This is a genomic window from Nocardia sp. 852002-20019_SCH5090214, from assembly GCF_001665865.1.
GTDB classification, from domain to species: domain Bacteria; phylum Actinomycetota; class Actinomycetes; order Mycobacteriales; family Mycobacteriaceae; genus Nocardia; species Nocardia nova.
The window spans coordinates 1-26,121 of record NZ_LZMK01000421.1; the positions used below are offsets into that span (position 1 = coordinate 1).

The 26,121-nt window shown below is 70.0% G+C and carries 20 protein-coding genes; 10 read left to right on the forward strand and 10 right to left on the reverse strand.

What is annotated here, in order from left to right:
* Positions 1–64: 64 nt before the first annotated feature.
* The gene (locus A5780_RS36160; protein ID WP_063016902.1) at positions 65–835 is read right to left on the reverse strand and encodes a deoxyribonuclease IV; all 771 of its coding nucleotides are present in this window, start codon (positions 833–835) and stop codon (positions 65–67) included.
* A gap of 151 nt (positions 836–986) precedes the next feature.
* On the opposite strand from A5780_RS36160, the gene A5780_RS36165 reads away from it, so the two are divergent.
* A complete protein-coding gene (locus tag A5780_RS36165; RefSeq protein ID WP_082976921.1) occupies positions 987–2,228 on the forward strand; it encodes a serine/threonine-protein kinase in 1,242 nt (413 codons plus the stop codon).
* Here A5780_RS36165 and A5780_RS36170 read toward each other — a convergent pair.
* Positions 2,164–2,922, reverse strand: a complete 759-nt coding sequence (locus A5780_RS36170; protein WP_063016901.1) for a phosphatase PAP2 family protein — start codon at positions 2,920–2,922, stop codon at positions 2,164–2,166. The two genes, A5780_RS36165 and A5780_RS36170, sit on opposite strands and share 65 nt — an antisense overlap.
* A gap of 127 nt (positions 2,923–3,049) precedes the next feature.
* On the opposite strand from A5780_RS36170, the gene A5780_RS36175 reads away from it, so the two are divergent.
* Both A5780_RS36175 and A5780_RS36180 read left to right on the forward strand, forming a co-directional pair.
* The gene (locus tag A5780_RS36175; RefSeq protein ID WP_063016899.1) at positions 3,050–3,814 is read left to right on the forward strand and encodes an ABC transporter ATP-binding protein; all 765 of its coding nucleotides are present in this window, start codon (positions 3,050–3,052) and stop codon (positions 3,812–3,814) included.
* Between the two features lie 4 nt (positions 3,815–3,818).
* Positions 3,819–6,338 (forward strand): ABC transporter permease, encoded by a 2,520-nt coding sequence (locus tag A5780_RS36180; RefSeq protein WP_064911275.1) that lies wholly within the window; start codon positions 3,819–3,821, stop codon positions 6,336–6,338.
* A gap of 55 nt (positions 6,339–6,393) precedes the next feature.
* Here the strand turns inward: A5780_RS36180 and A5780_RS36185 are convergent, their stop codons facing one another.
* The 5 genes from A5780_RS36185 to A5780_RS36205 all read right to left on the reverse strand — a co-directional run bounded on the left by A5780_RS36185 (position 6,394) and on the right by A5780_RS36205 (position 14,819).
* A complete protein-coding gene (locus A5780_RS36185) occupies positions 6,394–6,936 on the reverse strand; it encodes a hypothetical protein (protein WP_036524139.1) in 543 nt (180 codons plus the stop codon).
* Positions 6,937–7,182: 246 nt separating this feature from the next.
* Entirely contained in the window at positions 7,183–8,352 is a 1,170-nt protein-coding gene (locus A5780_RS36190) for a VWA domain-containing protein (protein ID WP_064911276.1), read from the reverse strand.
* A gap of 22 nt (positions 8,353–8,374) precedes the next feature.
* On the reverse strand, positions 8,375–10,765 hold the full coding sequence (locus A5780_RS36195) for a DUF5682 family protein (RefSeq protein ID WP_082976929.1): 2,391 nt from the start codon (positions 10,763–10,765) through the stop codon (positions 8,375–8,377).
* Entirely contained in the window at positions 10,744–11,847 is a 1,104-nt protein-coding gene (locus tag A5780_RS36200) for an AAA family ATPase (RefSeq protein WP_064911278.1), read from the reverse strand. The genes A5780_RS36195 and A5780_RS36200 overlap by 22 nt, the downstream gene beginning before the upstream one ends.
* On the reverse strand, positions 11,844–14,819 hold the full coding sequence (locus A5780_RS36205) for an SWIM zinc finger family protein (protein WP_082976923.1): 2,976 nt from the start codon (positions 14,817–14,819) through the stop codon (positions 11,844–11,846). The genes A5780_RS36200 and A5780_RS36205 overlap by 4 nt, the downstream gene beginning before the upstream one ends.
* 261 nt (positions 14,820–15,080) lie before the next feature.
* On the opposite strand from A5780_RS36205, the gene A5780_RS36210 reads away from it, so the two are divergent.
* The 5 genes from A5780_RS36210 to A5780_RS36230 all read left to right on the forward strand — a co-directional run bounded on the left by A5780_RS36210 (position 15,081) and on the right by A5780_RS36230 (position 20,371).
* Positions 15,081–17,486: an AAA family ATPase gene (locus A5780_RS36210; protein WP_227462689.1), complete on the forward strand. Its 2,406-nt coding sequence runs from the start codon at positions 15,081–15,083 to the stop codon at positions 17,484–17,486.
* Positions 17,471–17,890 (forward strand): hypothetical protein, encoded by a 420-nt coding sequence (locus tag A5780_RS36215; protein WP_064911280.1) that lies wholly within the window; start codon positions 17,471–17,473, stop codon positions 17,888–17,890. The genes A5780_RS36210 and A5780_RS36215 overlap by 16 nt, the downstream gene beginning before the upstream one ends.
* Before the next feature lie 23 nt (positions 17,891–17,913).
* Positions 17,914–18,327 (forward strand): YchJ family protein, encoded by a 414-nt coding sequence (locus A5780_RS36220; protein WP_063016944.1) that lies wholly within the window; start codon positions 17,914–17,916, stop codon positions 18,325–18,327.
* Positions 18,328–18,471: 144 nt separating this feature from the next.
* The gene (locus A5780_RS36225; protein ID WP_030514989.1) at positions 18,472–18,744 is read left to right on the forward strand and encodes a SelT/SelW/SelH family protein; all 273 of its coding nucleotides are present in this window, start codon (positions 18,472–18,474) and stop codon (positions 18,742–18,744) included.
* 58 nt (positions 18,745–18,802) lie between these two features.
* Positions 18,803–20,371, forward strand: coding sequence for a carboxylesterase/lipase family protein (locus A5780_RS36230; protein ID WP_064911281.1), 1,569 nt, complete (start codon positions 18,803–18,805; stop codon positions 20,369–20,371).
* A 6-nt stretch (positions 20,372–20,377) separates the two neighbouring features.
* Here the strand turns inward: A5780_RS36230 and A5780_RS36235 are convergent, their stop codons facing one another.
* The 3 genes from A5780_RS36235 to A5780_RS36245 form a co-directional block, all read right to left on the reverse strand.
* Positions 20,378–21,682 (reverse strand): cytochrome P450, encoded by a 1,305-nt coding sequence (locus A5780_RS36235; RefSeq protein WP_369829572.1) that lies wholly within the window; start codon positions 21,680–21,682, stop codon positions 20,378–20,380.
* Positions 21,683–21,782: 100 nt separating this feature from the next.
* Positions 21,783–22,499 carry a TIGR03089 family protein gene (locus A5780_RS36240; RefSeq protein WP_064901728.1) on the reverse strand — a complete coding sequence of 239 codons (717 nt, stop codon included), beginning with the start codon at positions 22,497–22,499 and terminating at the stop codon, positions 21,783–21,785.
* Complete coding sequence (locus A5780_RS36245) at positions 22,487–23,932, reverse strand: LCP family protein (RefSeq protein WP_064901700.1); 1,446 nt, start codon at positions 23,930–23,932, stop codon at positions 22,487–22,489. The genes A5780_RS36240 and A5780_RS36245 overlap by 13 nt, the downstream gene beginning before the upstream one ends.
* A gap of 275 nt (positions 23,933–24,207) precedes the next feature.
* On the opposite strand from A5780_RS36245, the gene rfbD reads away from it, so the two are divergent.
* Together rfbD and A5780_RS36255 are read left to right on the forward strand one after the other, a co-directional pair.
* Positions 24,208–25,071, forward strand: a complete 864-nt coding sequence (gene rfbD, locus A5780_RS36250) for a dTDP-4-dehydrorhamnose reductase (RefSeq protein WP_064901699.1) — start codon at positions 24,208–24,210, stop codon at positions 25,069–25,071.
* A gap of 129 nt (positions 25,072–25,200) precedes the next feature.
* The gene (locus A5780_RS36255) at positions 25,201–26,112 is read left to right on the forward strand and encodes a glycosyltransferase family 2 protein (RefSeq protein WP_064911282.1); all 912 of its coding nucleotides are present in this window, start codon (positions 25,201–25,203) and stop codon (positions 26,110–26,112) included.
* The last annotated feature ends 9 nt before the right edge of the window (positions 26,113–26,121 follow it).

Below are 26,121 nucleotides of genomic sequence, written 5' to 3' on the forward strand. Positions count from 1 at the left end.
CGACCAGGTTTACGGTCAGCGCGATCACAAAGGCGGCGCCGGCGCTGCGCCCGGCCGACCTTGCTCAGCCGAGGTGTTCGCGCAGGTAGGCGAGGTCCTCGGCGACGCCCTCGGCCGGTGTTTCCAGCACCACGGGTGCGTCGGCGGTCCGGCACACCTCGGCGAGCAATTGCGGATCGATGGTGCCGTCGGCGAAGTTGGCGTGCCGGTCGGCGCCGGAGTTGAAGTCGTCGCGCGAGGAGTTCAGATGCACCAGATCGATGCGGCCGGTGATCGCGCGGATCCGATCGACCACGCCGACCAACTCCTCACCACCCGCCCAGGCGTGGCAGGTGTCGAGGCAGAAGCCCGCGCCGAAGTCGCCGACCGCATCCCACAGCCGGGCGATCGAATCGAAATGACGTGCCATGGCGTGATTACCGCCGGCGGTGTTCTCGATGAGGATCGGCACCGCGAACCCGCCTTTGTCCTGCTGGCGCTCGAACAGCTTGCGCCAGTTGACGATTCCGGCCTCGATCTCGGCATCCGAACGCACGTGCCCGCCGTGCACGACCAGGCCGAACGCGCCCAGATCGGCGGCGGCCTGCGCCTGCTGCGCGACCGCGTTGCGCGAGGGCATGCGCAACCTGTTGTTCGTACTGGCCACGTTGATCTGATAGGAGGAATGCACCACCACGTCGATGGGGCTGGATTTGATCTCCTCCGTGCGCGGATGCGGCTGCGGTTTGTCCCAGCCCTGCGGATCCACGACGAACATCTGGATGACGTCGGCACCCAATCGCTCGCCGAAGCCGATCGGATCACTGTCTTGACGGACGTGTGCTCCAATACGCATGGCAGAGAGCGTATCGGTAGGCACCGACAGCCCGCAGCGACAAGCGGTGACCCGTTGTTCACGCGGGCCGGCGGCCCCGTCGATCGAGAATGCCGGTTCCGGTGGACTGCTATGGTTTCGGGGATTCCGGCACGGGAAGTGGGAGCGGGGCATGCTGGCCAACGGTGATGTGTTCGCGGGCTACGTCATCGAACGACTGTTGGGCCGCGGCGGTATGGGGCAGGTCTATCTGGCCAAACACCCGCGGTTGCCGCGGATGACCGCGCTGAAGTTGCTCAACCGCGAGATGGTCGCCGATCCGGAGATCCGGGCCCGCTTCGAGCGCGAGGCCGATCTGGTCGCCCAACTCGATCATCCCAAGGTCGTCACGGTCTACGATCGCGGCCTCGAGGACGGTCAGCTCTGGATCTCGATGCAGTACATCGACGGTATCGACGCCGCCAGTGTGGACCCGAAGAAGCTGCCACCCGAGCGGGCCGTGCAGATCATCGCCGAGGTGGCCGAGGCGCTGGACTACGCGCACGGCAACGGGGTCATGCACCGGGATGTGAAGCCCGGCAACATGTTGCTGGCCCGTTCCACCGGAGGCAAGGGCGAGCGGGTGTATCTCACCGACTTCGGCATCGCCCGCCTGCGCGACGACGGCGGTCACCTCACCCAGACCGGAACCTTCACCGCGACCCTGGCCTATGCCTCACCCGAACAGCTCACCGGCGCGCCGCTGGACGGCAGTTCGGACCAGTACTCACTGGCGTGCAGCCTGTTCTGGCTGTTCACCGGCCGGGGACCGTTCAACGCGCCGAATCCGGCGGCGGTGATCCGCGGCCATCTGCAGGGGCCGCCGCCCGCGCTGAGCAGTGTGCGACCCGGCCTGCCCGCGAGCCTGGACGCGGTCCTGCTGAAGGCGATGCAGAAGCGTGCGGGCGACCGATTCGGCAGCTGTGCGGAGTTCGCCGCCGCCGCCCGCCAGGCGTTGTCCCCGGCCAGTGCGCCGCGGATGCCGACGGTCGGGCGCCCCTACACCGGTCCGCCGATGCCGACGACGGGCCGGCCGGGCACCGGGCCGGGACAGCCGGTCGTGCATCGGCCGGCGACCGGTCCGTCGATGCCGCACGCGGCCCGGCCCCAACCGATGCCGCACCACGGGCCCGTGCCGCAGCCGTATCCCGCCACCGCCGCGCGTCCGGCGAATCAGCCGCAGCCGTACGGAGCCTCCGGGCAGTACAACCAGTACAACCAGCCTTACGGACAGCCGCCGCCGGCGCCGATGCAGCCGATGCGACCGGTCCCGGCGCAGAACACATCGAATACCGGGCTCATCATCGGCATCATCGTCGGCGCGGTGGTGCTGCTGCTGGTGGTTCTGGTTCTGCTGGCTGCGCTCTCGAGTTGACCCGCGCCCGCCACCACAGGTAGGGGCCGAGGCACAGCGCGAGCCAGATCAGCCCGATCGACCAACCGGCCAGCACGTCGGTGGTCCAGTGCACGCCGAGATAAATCCTGGTCAGGCCGATCATCACCGCGAACAGTGCCGCGACCGCGACCGCGGCGACGCGGGCCATCCGGCCGCACGGCGAGAGCACGACCATGGCGGCCAGCACCCCGACCACCGCGGTACTCCCCAAGGTGTGACCGGACGGGAACGACGGACTGGTCTCGGTGACCAGCTGATCGATCGCGGGCGGCCGGTGCCGCCCGATAGCCGACTTCAGCACGGCACCGATCACCGCTGTCCCGACGCCCACCGCGGCCGTGGTCAGCAGCCGCGCCCACTGCCGCCGCACGCCGAACCAGGCGCAGGCCACGATGGTCAGGGCCGTCATCGCGGCGACGCCGCCGAAATCGGTGAGTGTCCGCATCACCGGGTTCAGCCAACCGATGCGATGGTCGATCACCCAGTCGGTGACGGGTTCGTCGATGCGGGTGATGCCGCCACCGTCGATCGCGTCGTGGGTGAGTTGTGCGGCGAGGCCGAGGACCACCGCCGGCAGAAGCAATCGGGCGGCCGAAATCCAGCGCAGAAGGCCGTACTGCGCCAGCGCGATCCCACCGACGAGCATCAGCAGGACCGGGGTGAGCGCAGCCATGCGCACGAGGATAGGTGCGCGGAAGCTCGGCGCTGCGGGATCCCCGGCGGGGCCCGGGAAATGCGCCCCAGGTATTGGGGGGAAATCCTGATGGCGCCCGCACGCCGGTTTGGCCAGACTGGAGACCATGACTGCCGATGCCCTGGGCACCGAACCCGCCGCGGCGACCACGCTCGCGGCCCGCGCCACCGACCTGACGAAACTGTACGGATCCGGAGACACCCAGGTCCGCGCCCTCGACGGGGTTTCGGCCGATTTCGCCCAGCGGGAGTTCACCGCGATCATGGGCCCGTCCGGCTCCGGAAAATCGACGTTGATGCATTGCCTGGCCGGACTGGACAGCGCCACCTCCGGCACGGTGTGCATCGGCGACACCGCGCTGACCGGTCTGTCGGACAAGCAGATGACGCGCCTGCGCCGCGACCGCATTGGCTTCGTCTTCCAGGCGTTCAACCTGGTGCCGACGCTGACCGCGCTGGAGAACATCACCCTGCCGCTGGATATCGCGGGCCGCAAACCCGATCAGGAGTGGCTGGACACCGTGATCGAACGTCTCGGTCTGGGGGACCGCCTCGACCACCGGCCGAGTGAGTTGTCGGGCGGGCAGCAGCAGCGTGTCGCGTGTGCGCGGGCGCTGGTCGGCCGGCCCGACATCATCTTCGGCGACGAGCCGACCGGCAACCTCGATTCGCGGTCCTCCGGGGAGGTGCTGTCGATTCTGCGGGCGGCGGTCGACGAATTCGGCCAGACGGTCGTGATCGTCACGCACGAACCCCATGCCGCCTCCTACGCCGACCGCGTGATCTTCCTCGCCGACGGGCGCATCGTCGACGAATTGCGGGATCCGACAGCGGAGTCGGTGCTGGACCGCATGAAATCCCTGGAGGCATAGCGCCATGGCTGGATCGCCGATGCGCAAGGTGGCCTTGCGTAATCTGGCCGCGCACAAGGTGCGGCTGGCGCTGACATTGCTCTCGGTCGTGCTCGGAACCGCCTTCGTCGCAGGCTCTTTCGTCTTCACCGACACCCTGCAGCGCACCTTCGACGGCATCTTCGCCGACCAGGCCAAGGGCGTCGACGTACGGGTGGAGCCGAAACACAGCCAGTCGCTGGGTGTTCCGAACGACCTGGTCGCCAAGGTCGCCGCGACCGACGGCGTGCGCGCGGTGGCGCCGGCGGTGCAGGGACCGATCGTTCTGCTGAAGGACGGGCATGCGGTGCAGACGGGCGGCGCGCCGAGCTGGGGCCGGTCCTATCTGCCGCCGGACAAGGCGATCGCCGACCCGGAGCATTTCGTCGACGGAGTGGCGCCGGTGACACCGGGGCAGATCGCGATCAATTCCGGTGGGGCGGACCGGGCCGGATTGCACGTGGGTGACAAGGCCAAGGTGCTGATTCCTTCCCGCGGCACCATCGATATGACCGTCAGCGGCATCTACACCGTGTCCTCGGACACCGGCGGATTCATCGGGCTGCTGTTCGACGACGCGCAGGCCCGGGAACTGTTCACCGACGGAGCGCATGTCGCCTACGTGGATGTGGCCGCGGTGCCCGGGGTGTCCCCGGATACATTGCGCGACCGGATTGCGAAGGTGGCGCCCGATTACAAGGTCATGAACGGCGATCAGGTGCGCGCCGATCTGAAGGCCCAGGTCGGCAACGCGCTGAAATTCGTCAACTACTTCCTGCTCGCCTTCGGCGCGATCGCGCTGCTGGTCGGCACCTTCATCATCTACAACACCTTCTCGATGATCGTGGCACAGCGATTGCGGGAGCTGGCGCTGTTGCGAGCGGTCGGGGCCGGGCGGCGTCAGGTCGGCTTGTCGGTGGTGGCGGAGGCCTTCGTCATCGGCCTGATCGGCAGTCTGCTCGGACTGGCCGGCGGCATCGGGCTGGCGTTCGGGCTGTCCGCGCTGCTCAACGCCTTCGACCTCGGACTGCCCACCGGAACCATGCAGGTCTTGCCGCGGACCGTGCTGACGGCGATCGGCATCGGCCTGGTGGTGACGGTGGCCAGCGCCTACGCACCCGCTCGGCGGGCGGCCAAGATTCCGCCGGTGGAGGCGATGCGCGAGGAGTTCGCCTCGGTCGGTGAATCGCTGCGCGTGCGCACGCTGATCGGTGCGGTCCTGGCGGTGATCGGTGTGGTGCTGGTGGTGCTCGGGGCCCGCAACACCGGCGGCAATGCCGCGGCCACGGTCGGAGTCGGCGCGGCCGCTTTGATTTTCGCGGTCCTGTTCGCCTCACCGGCATTGTCGCGACCGGTGGTCGGAGCGCTGAGCCTGCTGGTACGTCCGTTCGGCTCGATCGGCGCGATGGCGCGCAACAACGCGATGCGCAACCCACGCCGCACCGCCGCCACGGCGTTCGCGCTCACCTTGGGGCTGATGCTGGTCTCGGCGATCGGCATGCTCGGCGCCTCGGCGAAGGCCAGTGTCGGCGAACTCGTCGACAAGGGTGTGAACGCCGACTACGTCCTGGCCGGGCCGCAGATGATCGGTGTGCCGCTGGGCGCCGCGGAGGCGGCGCGCTCGGTCCCCGGGGTTTCCGACGTGGTGGCCTTCCGCGGGGTCGCGCTGCGGGTGGGCGACGACCAGGTCACCGGCACCTCGCCGGACGCGCCGATGGGGCAGGTCCTGCGCTACGACATCCGCCACGGCACCGACAACCTCACCGGCGACTCCCTGCTGGTGTCGGAAACCGAAGCGGGCAAACGCAATTGGCATGCGGGTGACCGCGTCGAGGTCACCAGTGTGGACAACAAGAAGTTCTCGGTGACCGTCGCCGGCATCTATGCCGACAGCCAGCTGCTCGGCCCCCTGGTGGTGGCGCCGGACCTCTACAACCAGGTGATGCCGGTGGCGTTCCGCACCGACCTGATCGTGCTGGTCAAGGCCGCGCCGGGCGACGACGTCGCCGCGATGCGGGGCAACCTGGAGAAGGCGACCGCGTCCTACGTGGTGGTGCAGGTGCAGGACCGCGAGGAATTCAAAGGCGCACAGGGCAAACAGATCAACACCATGCTCGCCATCCTCTACGGGCTGCTGGCATTGGCGGTGGTGATCGCGATTCTCGGCATCGTGAATACGCTCGCCCTCTCGGTCGTCGAGCGGCGGCGCGAGATCGGCATGCTCCGTGCGGTCGGCATGCAGCGCCCACAGGTCCGGCGCACGATCTATCTCGAATCCATGCTGATCGCGGTCTTCGGTGCCGTGGTCGGGGTGGTCCTCGGGCTGGGACTCGGCGTCGGATTCCTGCGCACGCTGTCGGATCTGGGGTTGAGCACGATCACCGTGCCGTGGGGCCAGATCGTGGGCATGTTGATCGGCTCGGCCGTGGTCGGTGTGCTGGCGGCGCTGTGGCCGGCCGTGCGCGCCGCGCGCACACCACCGCTGGCGGCGATCGCCGATCTGTGACGGTGAGGGTACGGCCGCTGAGCGCCTGCGCTCAGCGGCCGTACCCGGATCACGCTCAGACGCAGTACTGGCAGACGCCGCCGGCAGGCAGCTGGATGAAGCACTGCGAGCAGACCGCCGGCCGCGGCTCGGAAGTCTTCTCCTCCTGTGCCATCACGGTTTTGGTCGCGCTGCGACCGCGACGGCGCGCGTCCACCTTCGGCGTCAGCGGCGGAACGCCGACCTCGGCGGGCATCTCCGCGCCGTAGTGCTGATAGCACTGCCAGCGGGCGTAGGCCGCATGCAGTTCGAGATCGTCGGGAATCGGCAGACCGGCGAGTTCGAGCACGTACTTGTAATCGTCGCCGACGGTGTGGTTCTGGCGTACGCACAGCGCGGTCAGCGGCGGCTCACCGGCGCCGTGGCAGCGCCGCGCGACCTTCCGCAGAATCGCGGCCATCCAGGTGCGTGTCGGCGCCTCGGTATGCACCCCGGACACGTCCTGAATCCGTTCGGCCAACTCGTTCACAGTGATGAAATGCCCGTATCCGGTCGCGGTTTCGGCCAGTTCGGCATGTGCGGCCAATGCCCAGGCCACCGCCGCCTCGCGAAATGACACCGCAGTGCCGTCACCTACCCGCCATGCTCCTGCCGTCGTGGCCACGGAATTCTTCAACACCGGTCCAAGTTATCGCGTCGATTTCCGCGCCGGCGCGCGGCCCGCCGAACTGCGCGGCCCGTACGGAGGAAATCGGCCGTACCCCGCCGAGAACAGCAGGTAGTCGCCGCGCGACTGTGCTGCCGGTGAGAGTTGCGGTCCGGCAAGACCTTTCGGTGGCGCCGGACACGGGCGCCGGTCGGGTGATCATCGGCGGCTCGCGTTGGATCGGGCCCAGGTCGCCACGTCGCCGCGGTCGAGGGCCACCGACAGCAGGTCGGGAAAGCGGTCGGGAGTGCACGCGAAGGCGGGCACTCCGAGCGCGGCGAGCGCGGCGGCGTTGTCGTGGTCGTAGGCCGGGGCGCCCTCGTCGGAGAGCGCGAGCAGTACCAGGACCTGGACGCCCGCCTCCTTCATCGCCGAGATCCGCCGCAACATCTCGTCGCGAATTCCACCCTCGTACAGGTCGGAGATCAGGACGAACAGCGTGTCGGCCGGACGGGTGACGAGTTGCCCGCAGTAGGCGATGGCCCGGTTGATATCGGTTCCGCCGCCGAGCTGTGTGCCGAACAGCACATCCACCGGATCCGACAGTTGCTCGGTGAGATCCACCACGGCCGTGTCGAAGACCACCAGTGAGGTCTTCAGCGAGCGCATGGAGGCGAGTACCGCACCGAAGACGGAGGCATAGACGACGCTGGCCGCCATGGACCCCGATTGGTCGATTGCGAGCACCACCTCCCGCCGAACAGCCTGCGCCTTGCGCCCGTATCCGACCAGTTGCTGCGGCACCACCGTGCGGTGTTCGGGCAGATAGTGGGCGAGGTTGCGGCGAATCGTCCGATCCCAGTCGATATCGCGCAGCCGTGGCCGCGACACCCGCGCCGCGCGGTTCAGCGCACTGGACACCGCGGCCACGGTGCGCGCGGCGAGCCGGCGTTCGATGTCGCGCACCACCTTCTCGACCACGACTCGTGCTGTGGCGCGGGTGGTTTCGGGCATCATGCGGTTCAGGCTGAGCAGGGTGCCGACGAGCTGGACGTCGGGTTCGACCGCCTCGAGCAGTTCGGGCTCGAGCAGCAGTTGCGTGAGTTGCAGCCGGTCGATGGCGTCGCGTTGCATGACCTCGACCACCGTCGACGGAAAGTAGGTGCGGATATCGCCCAGCCAGCGGGCGACCTTCGGCGCCGAACCACCCAGGCCGGCGGCGCGCTTGTCCGACGGCGCGTGCTCGTCGCCGTTGTAGAGCGCCGACAGCGCCCGGTCCATTGCCGCGTCCTCGGCGGTACCGAGCCCGCCCAGCCCCGCCTCGGCGGGAGCGCCGAGGACCAGTCGCCAGCGCCGGGCCTGCACCTCATCCGATTCGATATGGGTCATCGTCGGCTCCTCTCGGCTCGAATCATCGTGCGCCCGCCAGAATTTCGGTCGCCGCGTGCAGGGCCAGCACGCCGCGGGCGGCGTCCGGCCCGGAGTGGTCGCGCTGCGGCGCGGCCGCGGGCGTGCCGTCCCGGACGGCTCGGGCGATGGCCTGTCGTTCTCCCGCCTCGAAAGCGCCGAAGGTGCGCCGCAGCAGCGGCAGGGTCGCGACGAATTGCTCCTCGTCCAGCTCGCGCAGCCAGGAGTCGATGCGCCGCAACAGGTCTCGGTCGTGGACGAGCAGCAGGCCACGCCCGCCCAGGAAGCCGTCGATCCACGCCGCCTTCTCGGCCGGGCTGTGGCCGATCGACAGGGCCGCCGACAGCCGACGCGCGGCCTCGGCGTCGGCGATGATTTCCGCATCGCAGAGCAATCGAACCGCGCGGCCCACCAGCGCCCCGTGCACATCGTCGCGGTCGGCCACCAGGCCCAGTGCCGCCAGCCAGGACCGGGTGGCGTCCGCATCGTCACGGGTCGCGATGGCGACGTGGGTGGCGTCGATCAGGCCGCGCAGTTCGGTGGCGGCATCGGTGTCGAGACCGGTGGCGGCGCCGGGCAACCCGGCGCAGATGCGCAGGAGCAGGCCGTCGGCGACTCGCGCCAGCGCGCCGAGGTCGGTGCTGCGGACGTCGCCGTAGCGCAGGGTGCGGATCAGTCCGGGCAGTGCGGCCAGCAGGTGCGTGACGTCGTGATCCAGCGCGGCCACCGCCTCCAGGCGAGCGACCAGACGGTCCACCGCGCCGCCGAGGTCGGCCAGGAGCGCGGTCTCCAGGGCCGCGCTGATATCGGCGACCGTGGCGTCGGAGGCGCCGGCGCGGTCGAGGATCTTCGCCTCGGCCGCGGTGCGGATGGTTGTGCCCCAGCGCGATGCCTCGATGACCGCGACCGACAGGCCCGGTTCCCACCGCAGCGCCCACGATTCGCGGAAGGTGCCGGTATTGCGGACCTCGCCGGTGACGGGTGTGCCCCAGTCGATTCCGAGCAGTCGCAGCCGATGTAGCAGATGTGACCTGGCCACATCGCGGTCCTTGCGCAGATCGAGGTCCAACTGCTGGGCCAGAGCCTGCTGTTTGAGCCGCAGGGTGCGCGCCTGCGCGCGCAGGTCGGCATCCAGCGGGACGGTCGGCGTGCTCTCGGGCACCGAACCGAGCGCCTCGCCGACCACCAGTTCGTCGCTGACGAACCGCAGCATCGACTCGTCGCCGTCGCAGAGCACCGACCGCGTGGCATCGGTGACCTCGGACAACCCCGGCGCGGGACGACCACGCAGCGCGGCCAGAGTGTCGGCCAGTCGCACCGACTCGATGATGTGCGCACTGGAAACCGGCAGGTCACGGGCGCGCAGCGCGCCGGCCACCCGGGTGAACCAGCGGGCGATCGGGTCGTCGATCCGTGTGAACAGGTGGTGGTACCAGCCGGGCGAGGTGATGCCCGCGCCGTATCCGGACGAGCCGGCCAGCCGCGAGTGGGTCCACGGCACCCAGGTGAGCGTGGCCTTCACCTTCGGCAGACCCTTGAGCAGGCGGGAATCGGCCGCCGCCGGACCGAGTTTGCCCGCCAGCGCCGGGGCGTGCCACGCCCCGCAGACCACCGCGATCCGGCGCGCACCGCTTTTGAGCGTCCGGCGGATGACCTGCCGCATATACGCTTCGCGCTGCAAGGTGCGCAGGTCGATGCCACCGGGCAGGAGCTCCGTGGGCGCGGATGAATCCTGCTGTGGCGCAGTATCTTCCGTGTCGAAGGCATGTGTGGCGTGCCGATCGAGGTCGGACGGTGGCGGCGGGTCGGCTCCGGGATCCGTCTCCGACGCCGCCCGGGCAGGACCGTCTCCGGCCGCGGCGCGCAGTGCGCCCATGGCCTCGGTGATGGCCTCGAAGATGTCGGTGCCGTCCCCGGTGGGATTCGACGACGATTCGATGACGGCGTCCCACCACCGCTCCGGATCGTCGTATCCGCCCGCGGCGGCCAGCGCGGCCAGCGGATCACCGCTGTCACCCGGCTCGGTGTCGAGGGCGAGGGTGTGGGTGGCCGGAAGATCGCAGAAGCTCACGGGGACAGCGTGTTCGGACGCGTACCGCAGCGCCTGCCATTCCGGGGAGAACACCGCGAACGGCCAGAAGGCGGCTCGCGAAGGTTCGTTCGGAGCGTAGGCCAGCAATGCCACCGGCGGTTCCATACCGTCGGCGGCGACGTAGGCGACCAGCGGGTCGGCATCGGCCGGGCCTTCGATGAGGATCGCATCCGGGCGGAAACGTTCCAGCGCCCAGGACAGCGAGCGCGCCGACCCGGGACCGTGGTGGCGGATGCCGAAGATCCGGGTCTGCGGCTCGTCGAGCGCGACGGCGTCGCCGCTCACCCGTGCACCTCGCGGCAGGCGCGGTAGAAATCGGACCAGTCGGGGCGTTCGCGGACGACGGCCTCGAGGTACTCGGTCCACACCACGGCATCGGCGACCGGATCCTTGATCACCGCACCGAGGACCGCACCGGCGACATCGCTCGCGCGCAACACCCCGTCACCGAAGTGCGCCGCGAGCGCGATGCCGTTGGTGAGCACCGAAATCGCCTCTGCCGTCGACAACGTGCCCGAGGGCGACTTCAACTTGGTCCGGCCGTCCTCGGTGATGCCGGAACGCAGTTCGCGGAACACCCGCACCACCCGCCGCACTTCCTCGGCCGCAGCCGGAATCGGCGGCAATTGCAGTGCGGCGCCGAGCTGTTCGACTCGGCGGGTCACGATCGCGACCTCGTCGTCCTCGCCCGCGGGCAGCGGCAGCACCACGGTGTTGAACCGGCGGCGCAGCGCGGAGGAGAGTTCGTTGACGCCGCGGTCGCGGTCGTTGGCGGTGGCGATGACGTTGAAGCCCTTGGCCGCCTGCACCTCGATACCGAGTTCGGGCACCGGCAGCGTCTTCTCCGACAGCACCGTGATCAGGGCGTCCTGCACGTCGGAGGGAATGCGGGTGAGCTCCTCGACGCGGGCGATCGCACCGGTGCGCATCGCGGTCATGACCGGTGAGGGCACCAGTGCGCCGGCGCTCGGCCCTTCCGCGAGCAGGCGCGCATAGTTCCAGCCGTACCGGATCGCCTCCTCGGCGGTTCCGGACGTTCCCTGCACCAGCAGGGTGGAGGCGCCGCTGATGGCGGCCGAAAGATGTTCGGACACCCAGGTTTTCGCGGTGCCCGGTACGCCGAGCAGCAGCAGTGCCCGATCGGTCGCCAGCGTCGCGACCGCCACCTCCATCAGCCGGCGCGGTCCGACGTATTTCGGGGTGATCACGGTGCCGTCGGGCAGGGTGTCGCCCAACAGGTAGGTGACCACCGCCCAGGGCGACAGCCGCCACGACGGCGGCCGCGGACGGTCGTCGACCTCGGCGAGGACTCGGAGTTCGTCGGCGTAGGCCTGTTCGGCATGGGGACGCAGCAGGTCGGCGGGTGGGTTCTGGGTGGTGGTCATGCCAGCTCCTCGAGCATCAGGGTGCGTTGGGTCAGATCGTCGCCGAGGCGGTCGAAGGCGCTCTGCCAGTAGGGGTCCGTACAGCGGCGGGCGGCGACGGTCACCGCCGCGACCGCGCGGACCGGGAAGTTGATCGCGGCACTGCGCAGCAGCGTGCGATAGGAGGCGGGGGACAGCCCGGCCGCGCCGGGACGGGCGGCGGCCAGATGGGCGCGATCGAGCAGCAGCCGGACCAGGTGTTCGGCCAGCGGCTGCGGCCACGGCCGCGGAAGCGCCGAGACGAGCAGTTCGAGTTCGGCCAGCCAACTGCTGTCCAGGCCGCACAGGTACCGCACCCGCCGCTCGATCGGCAGCAGCGCGAACAACCGCTGTCGCAGCCGCGGATCCGCACCCAGGGTGGGCGTGGTCGTCAGCACCTCGAACAGCGGAATCGCCCAGCGGGAATCGCCCTGTGCCAGAGCCGCTTCCGCCCATCCCGCGGCGACCGGCCCGAGGATGTCGTCGGGCAGCCCCAGCGCCGTGGCGGCCTCCGCGGATCCGCACAGCTGCTCCCAATGTCGCAGCGGGGTGGCGGCGATCAGGCGGCGCAGCCGTTCGGCATCCACGTCCGCCCCGCCGTCGCGGCGGTAGGCCACCGGGTCGAGCCGGTCGGCGAGTCCGTCGCGGCGAGCCGCGTCGTCGAGGTCGTGCGGCAGATGCGCCTCGAGCCGGCCGGACCGGACGGTCAGCCACCGGCCGGCGCGCTCGCGCATCCGTTCCGCGAAGGCCGAATCAGGCAGGTGGGCAAGGAGATCGGCGGCCGTGCGGCGAACGTCGGGCCGCGCGTCGTCGAGCGCCGATTCGAGCAGTGGCTCGTCCTCGGGCCCGACTCCTGCGGCCAGTACCGCCAGCAGTTCGGCCCGGCCGCGCGCCGGCTCCCGGCTCCAGGTTTCGGCGAGGGCCTGCCGGGCGGCCGCGGCGTCGCGGGCGCGCAGGGCTTCCAGCCAACTTCGGCGTTCGGCAGGCCGGCCGTGCGTCCACACCTGGGGATCGTCGTCACCGGTCCGCAGCAGCGGTCGCCAGCGTGGATGCAGCGCCGCCAGCCACCGCCCCCGAGCGCCCGCCAGGCGCATCAGCGGAACCCGCAGGGCGGCTTGGCTTCTTGCTGCCTCGAGGAGTGTGGCGCAGAGTGCGTCGGGTGCCCGCCGGTCGCCGGGCAGCGCGGCCTCGAACCATTCGGCGAGCATCGGTGAGCCGTCGGCCAGCAGGTGGTGCAGCCGCTGTGCCGCTGCCCGCGGCAATGGGGCGCGATCGTCGTCGGCGGCAGGGACCGGCAACTCGGCTCGGGCCGGTGGCACCCCGCCGCGGTGATACAGCTCCTGGAGCGCCACAGCCCCCAGCACGGCATGTTCCGGAGTGTCGGCGCGCGCGGCCGAAGTCACCGCTTCGGCCAGTCCGCCGGGATCGAGGGTGCGGCGGGCGGTACCCAGCAGCGCAACCGGCACGATCGGCTCCGACGAGGCCGGGACGGCGGTGCCGGGGGTCGGTACCCCCAGAAGTGATTCGGTCTCGACCCCGACGAGTTCGCCGGCCACCAGAGCGGAGACCGGGACCAATCCGGCCGCGGTCCATTCACCGATCACCGTCAGCGGATGACCGCCCGACAGTCCGATCAACTGCCACGGCACCTCGGCGGTCGCGGCGATGGGCACCGCCGTGCCGTCGGGCTCGGCGAGATACCAGCCGGCGGTTCCCGGGCTCGGCACCACGTCCGCCAGCAGCATCGGCCACCCACGCAACCACGGATCGGCGCCCAGTGCCCGCGCGTGAGCGTCGAGCTGTCCGGCGATGGACGCGGACTCCGAGACGATGGTGGTGAACGGTTCCGGCTCGCCGTGGCGCACGCCCCACACCGCGCGCAGCGGCATCGCCCCCGAGTAGTAGTGCAGGTCCGCCTCGACCATGGTGCCGGGAATCGGCAGCTCGCCCGCGAAACTCGCACTGCCGAAGCTGTGGTCGAGGATATGTGCCCAGCGTTGGGTGTCCCGGCCGAGCAGCAGAGTGCGGCGGGTGAAGACCCGTTCCTCCTCGGTGATCCGCACCCCGAGCACCATCCACCGGTCGCGGATCGCGGGCTCGCCGCCGCGGACCTCCTCGGCCTTGGCCGGATAGCCGATATGGGCGCGTACCCCGGCAGCCAGCGCCGGCGGCAGGTCATCGAGCCGCCGGTGTGCGCCGATCAGCAGATGCAACCGGGCGTATTCGCTGAGCAGAATCGCCGGCCACTGTTCGACGCCCAGGGTGCGGCGCGGCAGTTGCCGCAATGCTGCCGCCACCCCCGGCGCCTGCGAATCCACCATCCGGGCGGCCACCGCCTCCAGGGCCGCCGCGGAATGGTCGGCCTGGGCCAAGCCGGTGCGGATCTGGTCGCCGAGCCAGACGTCGAGATCGTCGAGTCCGGTGGTCACTCGCGCCCGCCGCTGGTCGAGCGTCGACTGTTTGGTGCCGCGCGTGGCCGGCTCGGCCGGTTTCGCGGCCCGTGCGGCCCGGCCCGCCAACCACTCCGCCGCGAAGTCGGCGGGTGCGTCGGACGCCGCGACCGTGCCCTGCGACCAGAGCAGTAACAGCGACAGCGCATGTTTGCAGGGAAATTTCCGGCTGGGGCACGAGCAGCGATAGGCGGGCCCCGACAGGTCGACGATCGTCTGATACGGCGTGGCGCCACTGCCCTTGCACTGCCCCCACAGCGAGCTGCCGTGGACGCCGGTGCCCAGCCATGCGGCGGTGAGCTTGCGGGCGGCGCTCACCGATGCGGCGTCGGGCGCCAGGGCCAGCACATTGTCGGCGGTGACGGCGTAGGTCGCGGCCGGAGAGGTCGTCACGTGTTCCCCCGTTCGTTCGGTACCCACGGATTTGTACCCGAGCCCACCGACAACATCGCGCGCCCGGCCGTCGACGCCGCCGTGCGGCCGGCCGTCACCGGGTTCGCTCATCGATTGCGAGACGAATTGCCGTGGCGCGGAATGTGATTGCAGGATCAAGCGCTGTTGTGAATGATCGTGATCTCTGGCATTCTGATCTGTTCGGTTGAACCGAGCCACCCGTCAGGGGTGTAACCCGTGGAACTGCCCGGCCGGGACGGCCGAGGGGTGGACATCGGGCGGTTCGACCGTTCGATGGCCATGCGTCCCGCCCGGGCCGGTTCTCCGGTAGCGTTCGCCACGACGAGTCGTGTGCGAGGGCCGGGAGGGGCAGTGGGGCAAGAGCAGGGGGAGGTCGCGCCGCGGCTGCGCGACCTGGTTTCGGCTCGGCTGCAGACGGATTCGTCGGTGAGCCCCGAGGTAGCGCAGACGGTGCTGGAGGCGCTGGGGGAGTCCGCCGAGGCGGGCGGCGCCGGGCCGCGATCCGGAGTATTCCTGCGTGCCATCCGCGTCCGCGGCTTCCGCGGAATCGGTCGCGAGGCGGTACTGCGCATCGCGCCCGGCCCCGGTCTGACGCTGGTGGTCGGCCGCAACGGGTCGGGTAAGTCGAGTTTCGCCGAGGCCGCGGAACTCGCACTCACCGGCGTCAACCGGCGCTGGGAGGGCAGATCCGCGGTCTGGCGCGACGGCTGGCGGAATATGCACTGCGAGCAGGATCCCCGGATCGCGATCGATCTGGTCGCGCAGGAACGCGGCCCGTTCACGATCGAGCGCACGTGGGCCGGCGGCGACGAACTGTCCGAAGGCAGCTGGACGCAGCGCGAAAACGGCAGCGACAGCGACCGATTCCGCCCACAGGACTGGGCCCGCGCCCTCGAGCTGTATCGGCCGTTTTTGTCCTACAGCGAACTCGGCGCGGTGGTCGACGGCCGTCCGAGCGATCTGTTCGACGCGCTGCATCGGCTGCTCGGGCTCGACGACATCAGTGCCGCCTTGGACCGGACCCGCACGCGCCGAATCGAATTGGAACGCGCCGCGAAACAGTCCCGGGACGGCCGGCAGGCTTTGCTGGACGAACTGATCACCGTCGCCGACGAGCGCGCCGAGCGCGTCGCCGAGATGTTGCGCGCGCCCGCGCCGGATCTGTCCGCGATTGCCCACGAACTCGCCGGCGCCCGCCACGACCCCGGCGGTGTCGCGGCACTGCAGGCCGTGGCACGGCTGCGCATTCCGGCTCCGGCCCAGGTCGAGGCGGCCGCCGAGGCGGTCGAGGGGGCCACCGCGGAGCTGCTGGACCTGGCGACCGGCGATCTGGAGGCCGAACTCCGGGTGGTCGACCTGCTGCGTGGCGCCCGCGAACACGCCGAGGACGGCGAATGCCCCTGCCCGGTCTGCGGCCACGGCCGGCTCGACGCGCGGTGGCGGCGCGAGGCGACAGCCCGGATCGAGGCCGTCGAGCGGCGCGCCGCCGTCCTGACCGCCGCCCGGGGCGCGCTGGGCGAGGCGATCGCCGCGGCCCGTGCGCTGATCGAACCGGTGCCGCCGGAACTGGAATCGACCATCGCCGCGCCGAATATCGATCCTGTGGACGCTCGTCGCGCCTGGTCATCCTGGTCCGCTCTGCTGGAGGTCGAAGCGGGCGCCACGCTGGCGGCCCGGATGCGCGGCGCGCACGCCGACCTCGCGGTGCGGCTGGAGGTGCTGCAGCGGGCCGTGCACAAGGAACTCGATCGCATCGATGCGGTCTGGACGCCGCTGGTCCCGCGCATCGCCACCTGGCTGCACGAGGCGCGGCTGGTGGCCTCGGCCGATGCCGAACTGCGTACCGTCCGCCGCGCCGAGGACTGGCTGAAGTCGGCCGCCGCCGGCCTGCGCGACGAACGGCTCGCCCCGCTGGCCGAACACGCCCGCCGGATCTGGGGCGGGTTGCGCCAGCGCAGCAATGTGGATCTCGGCGCGATTCGCCTGCAGGGCAACGCCGGAGCCAGTCGCAAGGTGCTGCTCGACGTCACCGTGGACGACTCCGGAGCCGCCGCTCTCGGAGTGATGAGCCAGGGCGAATTGCATGCGCTGGGCCTGGCCCTGTTCCTGCCGCGGGCCACGGTGGCCGAAAGTCCGTTCGGATTCGTCATGATCGACGACCCGGTGCAGGCGATGGATCCGGCGAAGGTCGACGGACTCGCCCGCGTGCTGGCCGCGGTGGCGCGCAGCGGACGCCAGGTCATCGTGTTCACCCACGACGAGCGGCTGGCCGAGGCGGTGCGCCGGTTACGTTTGGACGCAACGGTTCTCGACGTGCAGCGGCGCGAACACTCGCGAGTGGAGGTGCGCGCGGTCGAGGATCCGGTGCAGCGCTATCTCGGCGACGCGCGGGCCCTGCTGCGCACCAGGCAGTTGCCCAAGCCCATCGCGAACGAACTGGTCATCACCTGCTGCCGATCCGCGATCGAGGCGGCCGCGTTGGCCCGCGCGCGGCGAGAACTGCTGGCCGCCGGCGTCGACCACCGCGAGGTCCAGCGCCGCGTCGATCGGGCCCGGACTACCTGGGAGACGGTCGCCCTGGCCGTCTTCGGTGTGCCCGACCGGGTCGACGATCTCAACGACTATCTCGACCGGGAGGCGCCGTGGGCGCGCGCGGTGGTGCGCGATGCCACGGCCGGAGCCCATATCCGTATCCAGCGTCGCTCGGGCGATTTGATCTCGGGGACGAAGAGATTCGTGACATGGCTGAATCCGTGAGCCCGACCGTGGCCCAGCGCTTGGCGGCGGCCGCGGAACTACTCGACGGCACGGTCACCGATGCGGGCGGCCTGTGGTCGCGGGCTACGGTGTGGATCCTGCGGATCGCGCTGGAACAGTCGGTGGACCGGCTGTGGGCGCGAGTGTCGCCACCGCTGGCCCGGTGCAGTATGCGCGCCCAGCTGCTGGCGCTGGACAGCTGCGCCGGCTCCGAACTGTCGGGCCAGGTCGCCGGATTGTGGGCGACGCTGTCGCGGGCCGGACATCACCTCGACTCCGAACCCGCGCCGACAGTGCACGAACTGCGTGACTGGTACGACGAGACCGCCCGGCTGGCCGAGGAACTCGACCGCATCGGCCGCGCGGATGTACCCGCCGTCTTCGGCCGCCGCCGGAACAGGTGATATCGGGCGGCGATAATCGTCCGATGGCCGATACCTTTCCCGAGCGTCCGGACGACACCGACCGCTGTCCGTGCGGCAGCGGCGAACAGTTCGGGCAGTGCTGCGGCCCGCGCCTGGACGACACCCGCCCGGCGCCGACCGCCGAGGCGCTGATGCGTTCGCGCTACACCGCCTTCGCCGTCGGCGACCGCGACTACCTGCTGCGGACCTGGCATCCGCGAACCAGGCCGCGACGGCTGGCCCTGGATCCGGCGCAGCGCTGGGTGTCGCTGCAGGTCTTCGCTACGGAGGCGGGCGGCCTCTTCGACGACACCGGAGTGGTCGAATTCCGCGCCACATACCGATACGACGGCCGGCGGGGTGTGCTCTCCGAGTGCAGCAGGTTTGCTCGTATAGACGGCCGCTGGGTCTACGTCGATGGAGATATCGAATCGTAACCGGCTCGTAAAGAGTTTCCCGTGCTCTCCCATTATTATTTCGGCAATACATTTCCGATTAATGCAGATAGCGAAGGAGTTGCCGTAAACGTGGACAGCCGCGCGGTGGCTACCGGGAATCCGGACCCTCATTAGGGTCACCGCATGGCACGAATCGCGATCGAATACTGCACGCAATGCCGGTGGTTACTGCGGGCCGGATGGATGGCCCAGGAGTTGCTGAACACCTTCGGCACCGACCTCGACGAGGTGGCACTGATTCCCGGAACCGGTGGAGTGTTCCGGATCACCGTGGACGGTGAGCAGATCTGGGAGCGCAAAGCCGACGGCGGCTTCCCGGATGTCGCCGGGCTGAAACAGCGCGTGCGCGACCGCATCGATCCCGCCCGCGACCTCGGCCACATCGATCGAGGCTGACGCGGTACGAATGATCTCGGACGTACTCTCGGTTACAGGGAGTACGAGGAGGTGCGAGATGAGCACTCAATTCTTCGAGGCGACCCCGGTCGAGGACACTGCCGGACCTGTCGCCCACACGACCAGCGGTGCGGTACGCGGATTCCGTACGGGATCGGTTCACGTGTGGCGCAGCATTCCCTATGCCGCGGCACCGGCGGGACCGAAGCGGTTCGCCCGGCCGGAACCGCCCGAACACTGGTCGGGAGTGCGTGACTGCACCGAATTCGGCGAGATCGCGCCGCAGACCATGGGCGATATGGTGCCCGTCGACTCGGGGCTGCGCATGGGCGAGGACTGCCTGTGGGTCACCGTGTGGGCGCCGGCCGCCGAGCCGGTGCAGCCGCGTCCGGTGATGGTGTGGCTGCACGGCGGCGCCTACTGTCTGGGCACGGCGGCCCAGGCGATCTACGACGGCCGCCGGATGGTCGAGATGGGCGACGTGGTGATCGTCGCGGTGAACTATCGGCTCGGCGCACTCGGCTTCCTCGATCTGTCCTCGCTGGGCGACGGGTTCGTCGCCAACCTCGGCCTGCACGACCAGATAGCGGCGCTGGAATGGGTGCGCGACAATGCCGCCGCCTTCGGCGGCGATCCGGGCAACGTCACCGTCTTCGGCGAATCCTCCGGCGCCGGATGCGTCACCGCGCTACTGACCTCGCCGCGGGCCGCGGGCCTGTTCCACCGCGCCATCGCGCAGAGCCCCCCGGCCACGACGGTCTTCGGCCCCGACCGGGCCGCCGGGGTGGCGAGCCGCTTCCTGGAGCTGATGGATCTGCCGCCCGAACGTGCCGGGGAACTGCTGGAATGCCCCGTCGAACGGATCGTGGACGCGGCCGGCATCCTGCTGGACGAGGTGCCGCTGCAGTCGCCGGGGCGCCTGGCGGCGGCGCCGGTGGTGGACGGTGATCTGCTGCCCACCTATCCGACCGACCGCTTCCAGCAGGGCCGCTCGCATCGCGTACCGCTGATCATCGGCACCAACAAGGACGAGGCGTCGCTGTTCCGGCTGTTCCGCTCGCCGATCATGCCGGTGACACCGGATGCGGTGAACGCGATGCTCAATGCCGTCGCGGGGGAACACCCCGGGATGTCGCACGAGCGCATCGCCGAAATCACCTCCGCCTACCCGGATCTGACCAAGACTCGCGGCGCGCTGGCGATGTCGACCGATGCGGCGTTCCGGATGCCGGCGCACTGGGTCGCCGATGCGCATTCCCGGCACAGCCGCACCTGGATGTATCGCTTCGATCAGGCCACGCCGATGCTGAAGGCGGCGCGTGTAGGCGCCGGACACGCCACCGAATTGCCGTACATCTTCGGCAATTTCGGCTCCTTCGACCACGACCCGACCTTCTGGCTGGGTGGTCGCAAGGTCGCGAGCGAGGTCTCGGGCCGGATGATGCGGCGCTGGCTGGCCTTCGCCGAGCACGGAGTGCCGGCCGCGCTGGACGGCTCGAAGCATTGGCCGCCCTACCGCGAATCCACCCGCACGACACTGGTCGTCGACGCCGCGGATCGAGTCCTCGACGATCCCGATCACGATCTGCACACCGCCTGGGGCGACCAGGCGGTCGGCTTCAGCTGAGCCGGCTCAGACGCTGCTGGGCTGTTCGGCGCGCTGACCGAGCAGCACCGGCAACCGGCTGTAGCCGTGCAGGGTGAACAGCGGCCGGCGCTGCGGGCGACCGGCCAGCACGAGATTCGGGAAACGCTCGAACAGCGACCGCAGCGCGTACGTGCCCTCCATCCGGGCCAGGCTCGCGCCCAGGCAGGCGTGGATGCCGCTGGAGAACGTCAGGTGATCCTTGGCGTTGGCGCGGGTGACGTCGAAGCGGTGCGGTTCGTCGAACACCTTCGGGTCGCGGTTGGCGCCCGACAGCGACAGCACCACCGTGCTGCCCCGGTGCACGGTGACCCCGCCCAGTTCCGCATCGCGCCCGGCAATGCGGCCGGTGTTCTGCACCGGGGCGTCGAAACGCAGAATCTCCTCGATCGCGTTGGGCCACAGCTGCGGATCCTCGCGCAGCAGTTCCAGCTGATCGCGATGGCTCACCAGCTGCACGACGCCGTTGCTGATCAAATTGACCGTGGTCTCGAATCCGGCGCCCATCAGCAGCGTGGCGGAGGCCTTCAACTCGGTGTTGTCCAGCGTGCCGGAACTCACCAGGCCGGACAGGATGTCCTCGCCCGGTTCGCGCCGCAGCCGCGCGATGTGCTCGTCGAGATAGTGGTCCATCTCCAGAATGGCCGCCGAGGCGTCGCGGGTGGTTGGCCAGCTGATGCCGATATCGAGCATCGGCGAGACGGCGTCGCCCCACGCCAGGAAGCGGTCGCGGTCGGCGTCGGGGAAGCCCAGCATTTCGGAGATGATCGCGATCGGCACCTGGGAGGCGAAATCGGCGACCAGATCCGCCGAACCGCCGGAGGGCAGGGCATCGAGCAGTTCCGTTGTCACCGATTCGACGCGGTCGCGCAGCCGGGCGATCGCGCGCGGAGTGAATGCCGAGGCCACCGGTTTACGCATCCGGGTGTGGTCCGGCGGATCGATCACCAGCATCGACGGCGGCTGCACCGGATTGGGCGGCAGCGGCGCCAGATCCATCAGCGGCCGCAGCGGTCCGGGCACGAAACCCTCGGCCGCCGCGACCTTGAAGGTGGTGTCGCGCAGCACGGTCCGCACCACCTCGTAGTCGGTGGTCGCCCAGCCGAGGGGGGAGTGCACCAGCCGTCCCTGTGCGCGCAAGGATTCCAGCAGTGGTATCGGATCATCGACCGCCTCGGGGCTGGACATCAGTTGTGCCACGGTTTCGCCGCGCCGGGCGTAGGTCTTCAAGACCAGCCGCGGCGTGCCCTGCACCACCAACCACCGAAACCAGTACTGCGGCTTCATCGCCATCCCCGTTCGTCGTCCGGTTCGCTGACCCCCACACTACGGAGTAGCGGGCGAGCCGAAAACGGCCTGCGGGTGGATCGCCGTGCCCTACCCGGGTAGGAGATCAGGACCGGCGAGTGGTGACGCGCTCGGTCTCGATCCGGTGCTCGAGCCGAGCCGGATCCGGGGCGGTCACCTGCACCAGCGAGGCCCCGGCCGCGTACACCGCGAGCAGTCCGTCGATCAGGTGGGCGGTGGTGTCCCAGTCGGTGGTGGACAGCACCCGGTCGCTCGCGGTGAACCCCTGCTGCTCGGCCGAGGCCCGGGCCGCGGCCACGGTCTCGGCGACGGTGGCGCCGTCGAGGGCGGCGCCCGCGCCCGACGGGTGGAATTGATCGCCGTGCGCCCGCACCGACGTGGCGTAATCGGTGATGCCGACCGGCAGATCGGCGACGGGCATGCCCATCGGATCCAGCGACAGCGCGGCCACCTCGGCGATATCACCGGCCTCGTCGATGCGCGCGGCCGAGACCAGCGCGAGCTCGGCGTCGGCGTCCGGCCGCAGCACCACCTCCGTGCCCGCCCACCAGCAGCCGAGCAGGACCGCGGCGGTCTGCCAGTGCGCGGGCAGCAGCACCGACACCCGTGCGCCCGGAGCGAGGCCGAATTCGTCGCGAATCATATTGGCGGTCTTGGCCGCCCAGTTCGCCAGCGTCAGCCCGGACAGTTCGATGCGGGCACCGGTGCTGTCGTCGTAGTGGGTGATCCGGGGCGCCGCGGGCTCGCGGGCGAGGATCGGGCCGAGCAGGGCATCGGTGAGAGTGTCGTTCAGTTCACGCATTTCGGTCCGTTCTGGCCGGCGTCGATGGGAGGCGCGGGCGGCACCGGTGTCGCGGTGCCCGAGGCCGGCGAGGTTCCGGACATATCGAACAGACTGCCGGCCGCCGAGCCCGGACCAGAGTAGTCATCGGCGAGCACCACGCGCACCGCGCCCTCCGGCACATCCGGTGCGGCGACCACGGTCAGGCCGCCGAGCGCCTCGGCGACCGCCTTCGCCTTCGGATCGGAGCCGGAGGCGGCGAGCACCCGGCTGCTGCGCACCGGCGAACCCGGCCAGTTCTCGACGGTTCCGGTGTGGAAACCCTTGCCGGTCAAGGCCTGCGCCACCTGGCCGGCCAAACCACCGGTACTGCCGGCGTTGTAGACGTCGGTGGTGACCGAACTCGGCGCCACCGTCCGGTCGTCGTCGTGCTCGTCGGTGGTGGCGCCGACCGCCGCCGCGACGAAGGATTTCACCGATTTCGGATCGACCTTCACCACGGATTCGCCGTCGGCGGTCGTCCCGTCGAGGTCCTGCACCGGAATGGTCTCGAAATTCACCTTCCCGCCGGACAGATCCTGCAGCTGATGCATGAAGGCCACCACGTCCCAGTCCTCGTCGAGCACGATCGTGCGGCCGACGGCATCGCTGAGTTCGCGCAACTTCGCGGGATTGGCGAGGATGCGCGCGTTGAGCGCCTTGTTCACCAGCGAGGCCATGAACACCTGCTGACGCACGATCCGATCCAGGTCGCCGCGGGGCAGATCGTGGCGCTGACGTACGAAACTCAGTGCCTGCGCCCCGTTCAGGCGTTGCTGTCCGGCTGGGAAATCCGCGCCCGAGAGTGGTTCGTCCACCGCATTGTTCAGGCATACGTCGACCCCGCCGACGGCATTGGTGAGCAGCACGAATCCGAGCAGCCCGACCTCGGCGTAGTGGTCGACGGTGATCCCGGTGAGGTTGGCGACCGACTTGATCAGCGCCTGCCGGCCGGCCTGGGTGGACTTCTGCTCGATCTGGGAGTCGGACAGGCCCTGCGACGCGTATTTCTGCCGGGCGTTCTCCTTGGTCGCGCCGTAGGCGGAGTTGATCTTGCCCTTGCCGATGCCGGGGATGTCGACGTAGGAGTCGCGCGGAATCGAGATCGCGGTCGCCGAACGGCCGTCGTTGGGCACCCGGACCAGCACGATGGTGTCGGTGTTGGTGCCGACCTCGTCGCCGGCGTGCAGCATCGCCCGTTCCTGGTCGCTGAGCGGATTGCCGTGTGCGTCGGTGCGGCTGTCGATGCCGACCATCAGGATGTCGACCGCACCGTCGTGGCCGCCGCCCAGGCCGAGATTGCCGATCCGCTCGATACCGGAGATCAAGGAATCCACACTGTGCCAGCCGAAGCCGGTGACGATGAACACCACGGCCGCGGCGGCTACGGCGAGCAGCCGGCCGGGACGATTCACCCCGGGATCCGGCCTCGGGCGAACGCCGCGAGCTCGCGGGATGCGGCCGCCGGGCAGTGGTGCTCCGGCGCCGCGGGGCGGCGACGACGCACGTCTGTTCTGCGGCACTCCGTATTCCTTTTCCACGCTCGATCGACCCCCGTTCGAGAATCTGCCCGCGTAGCCCACCGCCTCCGATACCGGTGGCGTACCGGGGAGTTCCCGGATTCGAGGCTATCCAACCAGTGGGCCCGCACCGCTGAACCGCTGTTGGCGTGGCGTGCCAGACTTGCCGGGTGAGTCCCGATTCCCACTCCCGGCTCGTGATCACCGGTGCCGGCGGACAGCTCGGCCGGGCGTTGCGCGCGGCGGCGCCCACGGCACTCGCCCTGGGGCGTGCCGATCTCGACATCACCGACGCCGAGGCGGTGCGCGCTGTCGTGCGTCCGGGCGACGTGGTGCTCAACTGTGCCGCGTACACCGCCGTCGACGCCGCCGAGTCCGACCACGAGGCGGCGTATGCGGGCAACGTCACCGGGCCGGCGGTACTCGCCGCCGCCTGCCGCGTGGCCGATGCGCGCCTGATCCACATCTCGACCGATTACGTCTTCGACGGCACCGCCTCGGACCCGTACGAGCCGGACGACCCGACCGGACCGGCAAGTGTGTACGGCCGTACCAAACTGGCCGGTGAGCAGGCCGTGCTCGGAGAGTATCCGCAGGCCACGATCGTGCGCACGGCCTGGGTCTACACCGGTGACCGCGGCGACTTCGTGGCGACGATGCGCCGGCTCGAGGCCGAACGCGAGACGATATCGGTGGTCGACGATCAGATCGGATCGCCCACCTACGCGCCCGATCTGGCGCAGGGTCTGCTGGAACTCGTTGCGCGACAGCCGGTTCCGGGGGTACTGCACGCGAGCAACGCGGGTGCGGTCAGCCGCTTCGGGCTGGCGCGTGCGGTGTTCGCCGAACTCGGGGCCGATCCCGAGCGGGTGCGGCCCTGCGGCACCGCCGATTTCCCGAGTCCCGCCCGGCGCCCGGCGTACTCGGTGCTGTCGAATCGAGCGTGGGCCGAGGCCGGGCTCACCCCGCTGCGTGAGTGGCGCGCGGCGCTCGCCGACGCGCTGGCACGCCTGTCGGATCGGGCGAAACCGTGATTCTTCCTGCTCGCCGCCGCGCGAGGCGGCGAGCGTGAGCACCGGTGCCGGCCGTCAGTCTGATAAGGCCCTGTGGGTGGCTGCGCTCGGGTGCCTACTCCGGCCTCTCACCCATTAGGCTGGCCTTCCGTGAGCGCTTCGGATTCAGCCCCTTCCGCGGACCGTACCCCTCAGCTGGCGGTGGTCACCGTAACCTATTCGCCGGGCGAGCATCTCGACCACTTCATCAGCACCCTCGCGACCGCCACCGCGGAGAAGCCGCAGGTGATCCTCGCCGACAACGGCTCGACCGACGGCGCTCCCGAGCTGGCCGCGGAGTCCAACGAACACGTCACGCTGCTGCGCACCGGCGGCAACATCGGTTACGGCGGCGCGGTGAACCGAGCGGTCGCCGAGCTCGATCCGGATATCGAATACGTGATCATCGCGAACCCCGACGTGCGCTGGGGGACCGATTCCATCGATCAGCTGCTGGCCGCCGCGCGGCGCTGGCCGCGAGCCGGGGCGCTCGGGCCGCTGATCCACGAGCCGGACGGCAGCATCTATCCCTCCGCGCGGCGGGTGCCCGGCCTGCTCGACGGCGCCGGCCATGCGATCCTCGGCACGGTCTGGCCGGGTAACCCGTGGACGCGCCGGTACCGGCAGGAGAACGAGGAGATCGCCGAGCGCACGGTCGGCTGGCTGTCGGGTTCGTGCCTGCTGGTCCGGCGTGACGCGTTCGACAGCATCGAGGGCTTCGACTCCCGCTACTTCATGTACATGGAGGATGTCGACTTCGGCGACCGGATGGGCAGGGCCGGCTGGCACAACGTCTTCGTGCCGACCGCCGAGGTCACCCACGCCAAAGGACACGCGGCCGGGCGGCATCCGGAGACCATGTTGCCCGCCCACCACGCCTCCGCCTATCGTTTCCAGGCCGACCGCCATCCGCACTGGTGGCAGGCCCCGCTGCGCTGGGCGTTGCGGGCCGGACTTGCGATTCGCTGCAAACTTGCGGTTCGATCTGCGCTGCGCGAGCGCGACCGCGAAGCGCAGCGATAACGCGTGGAC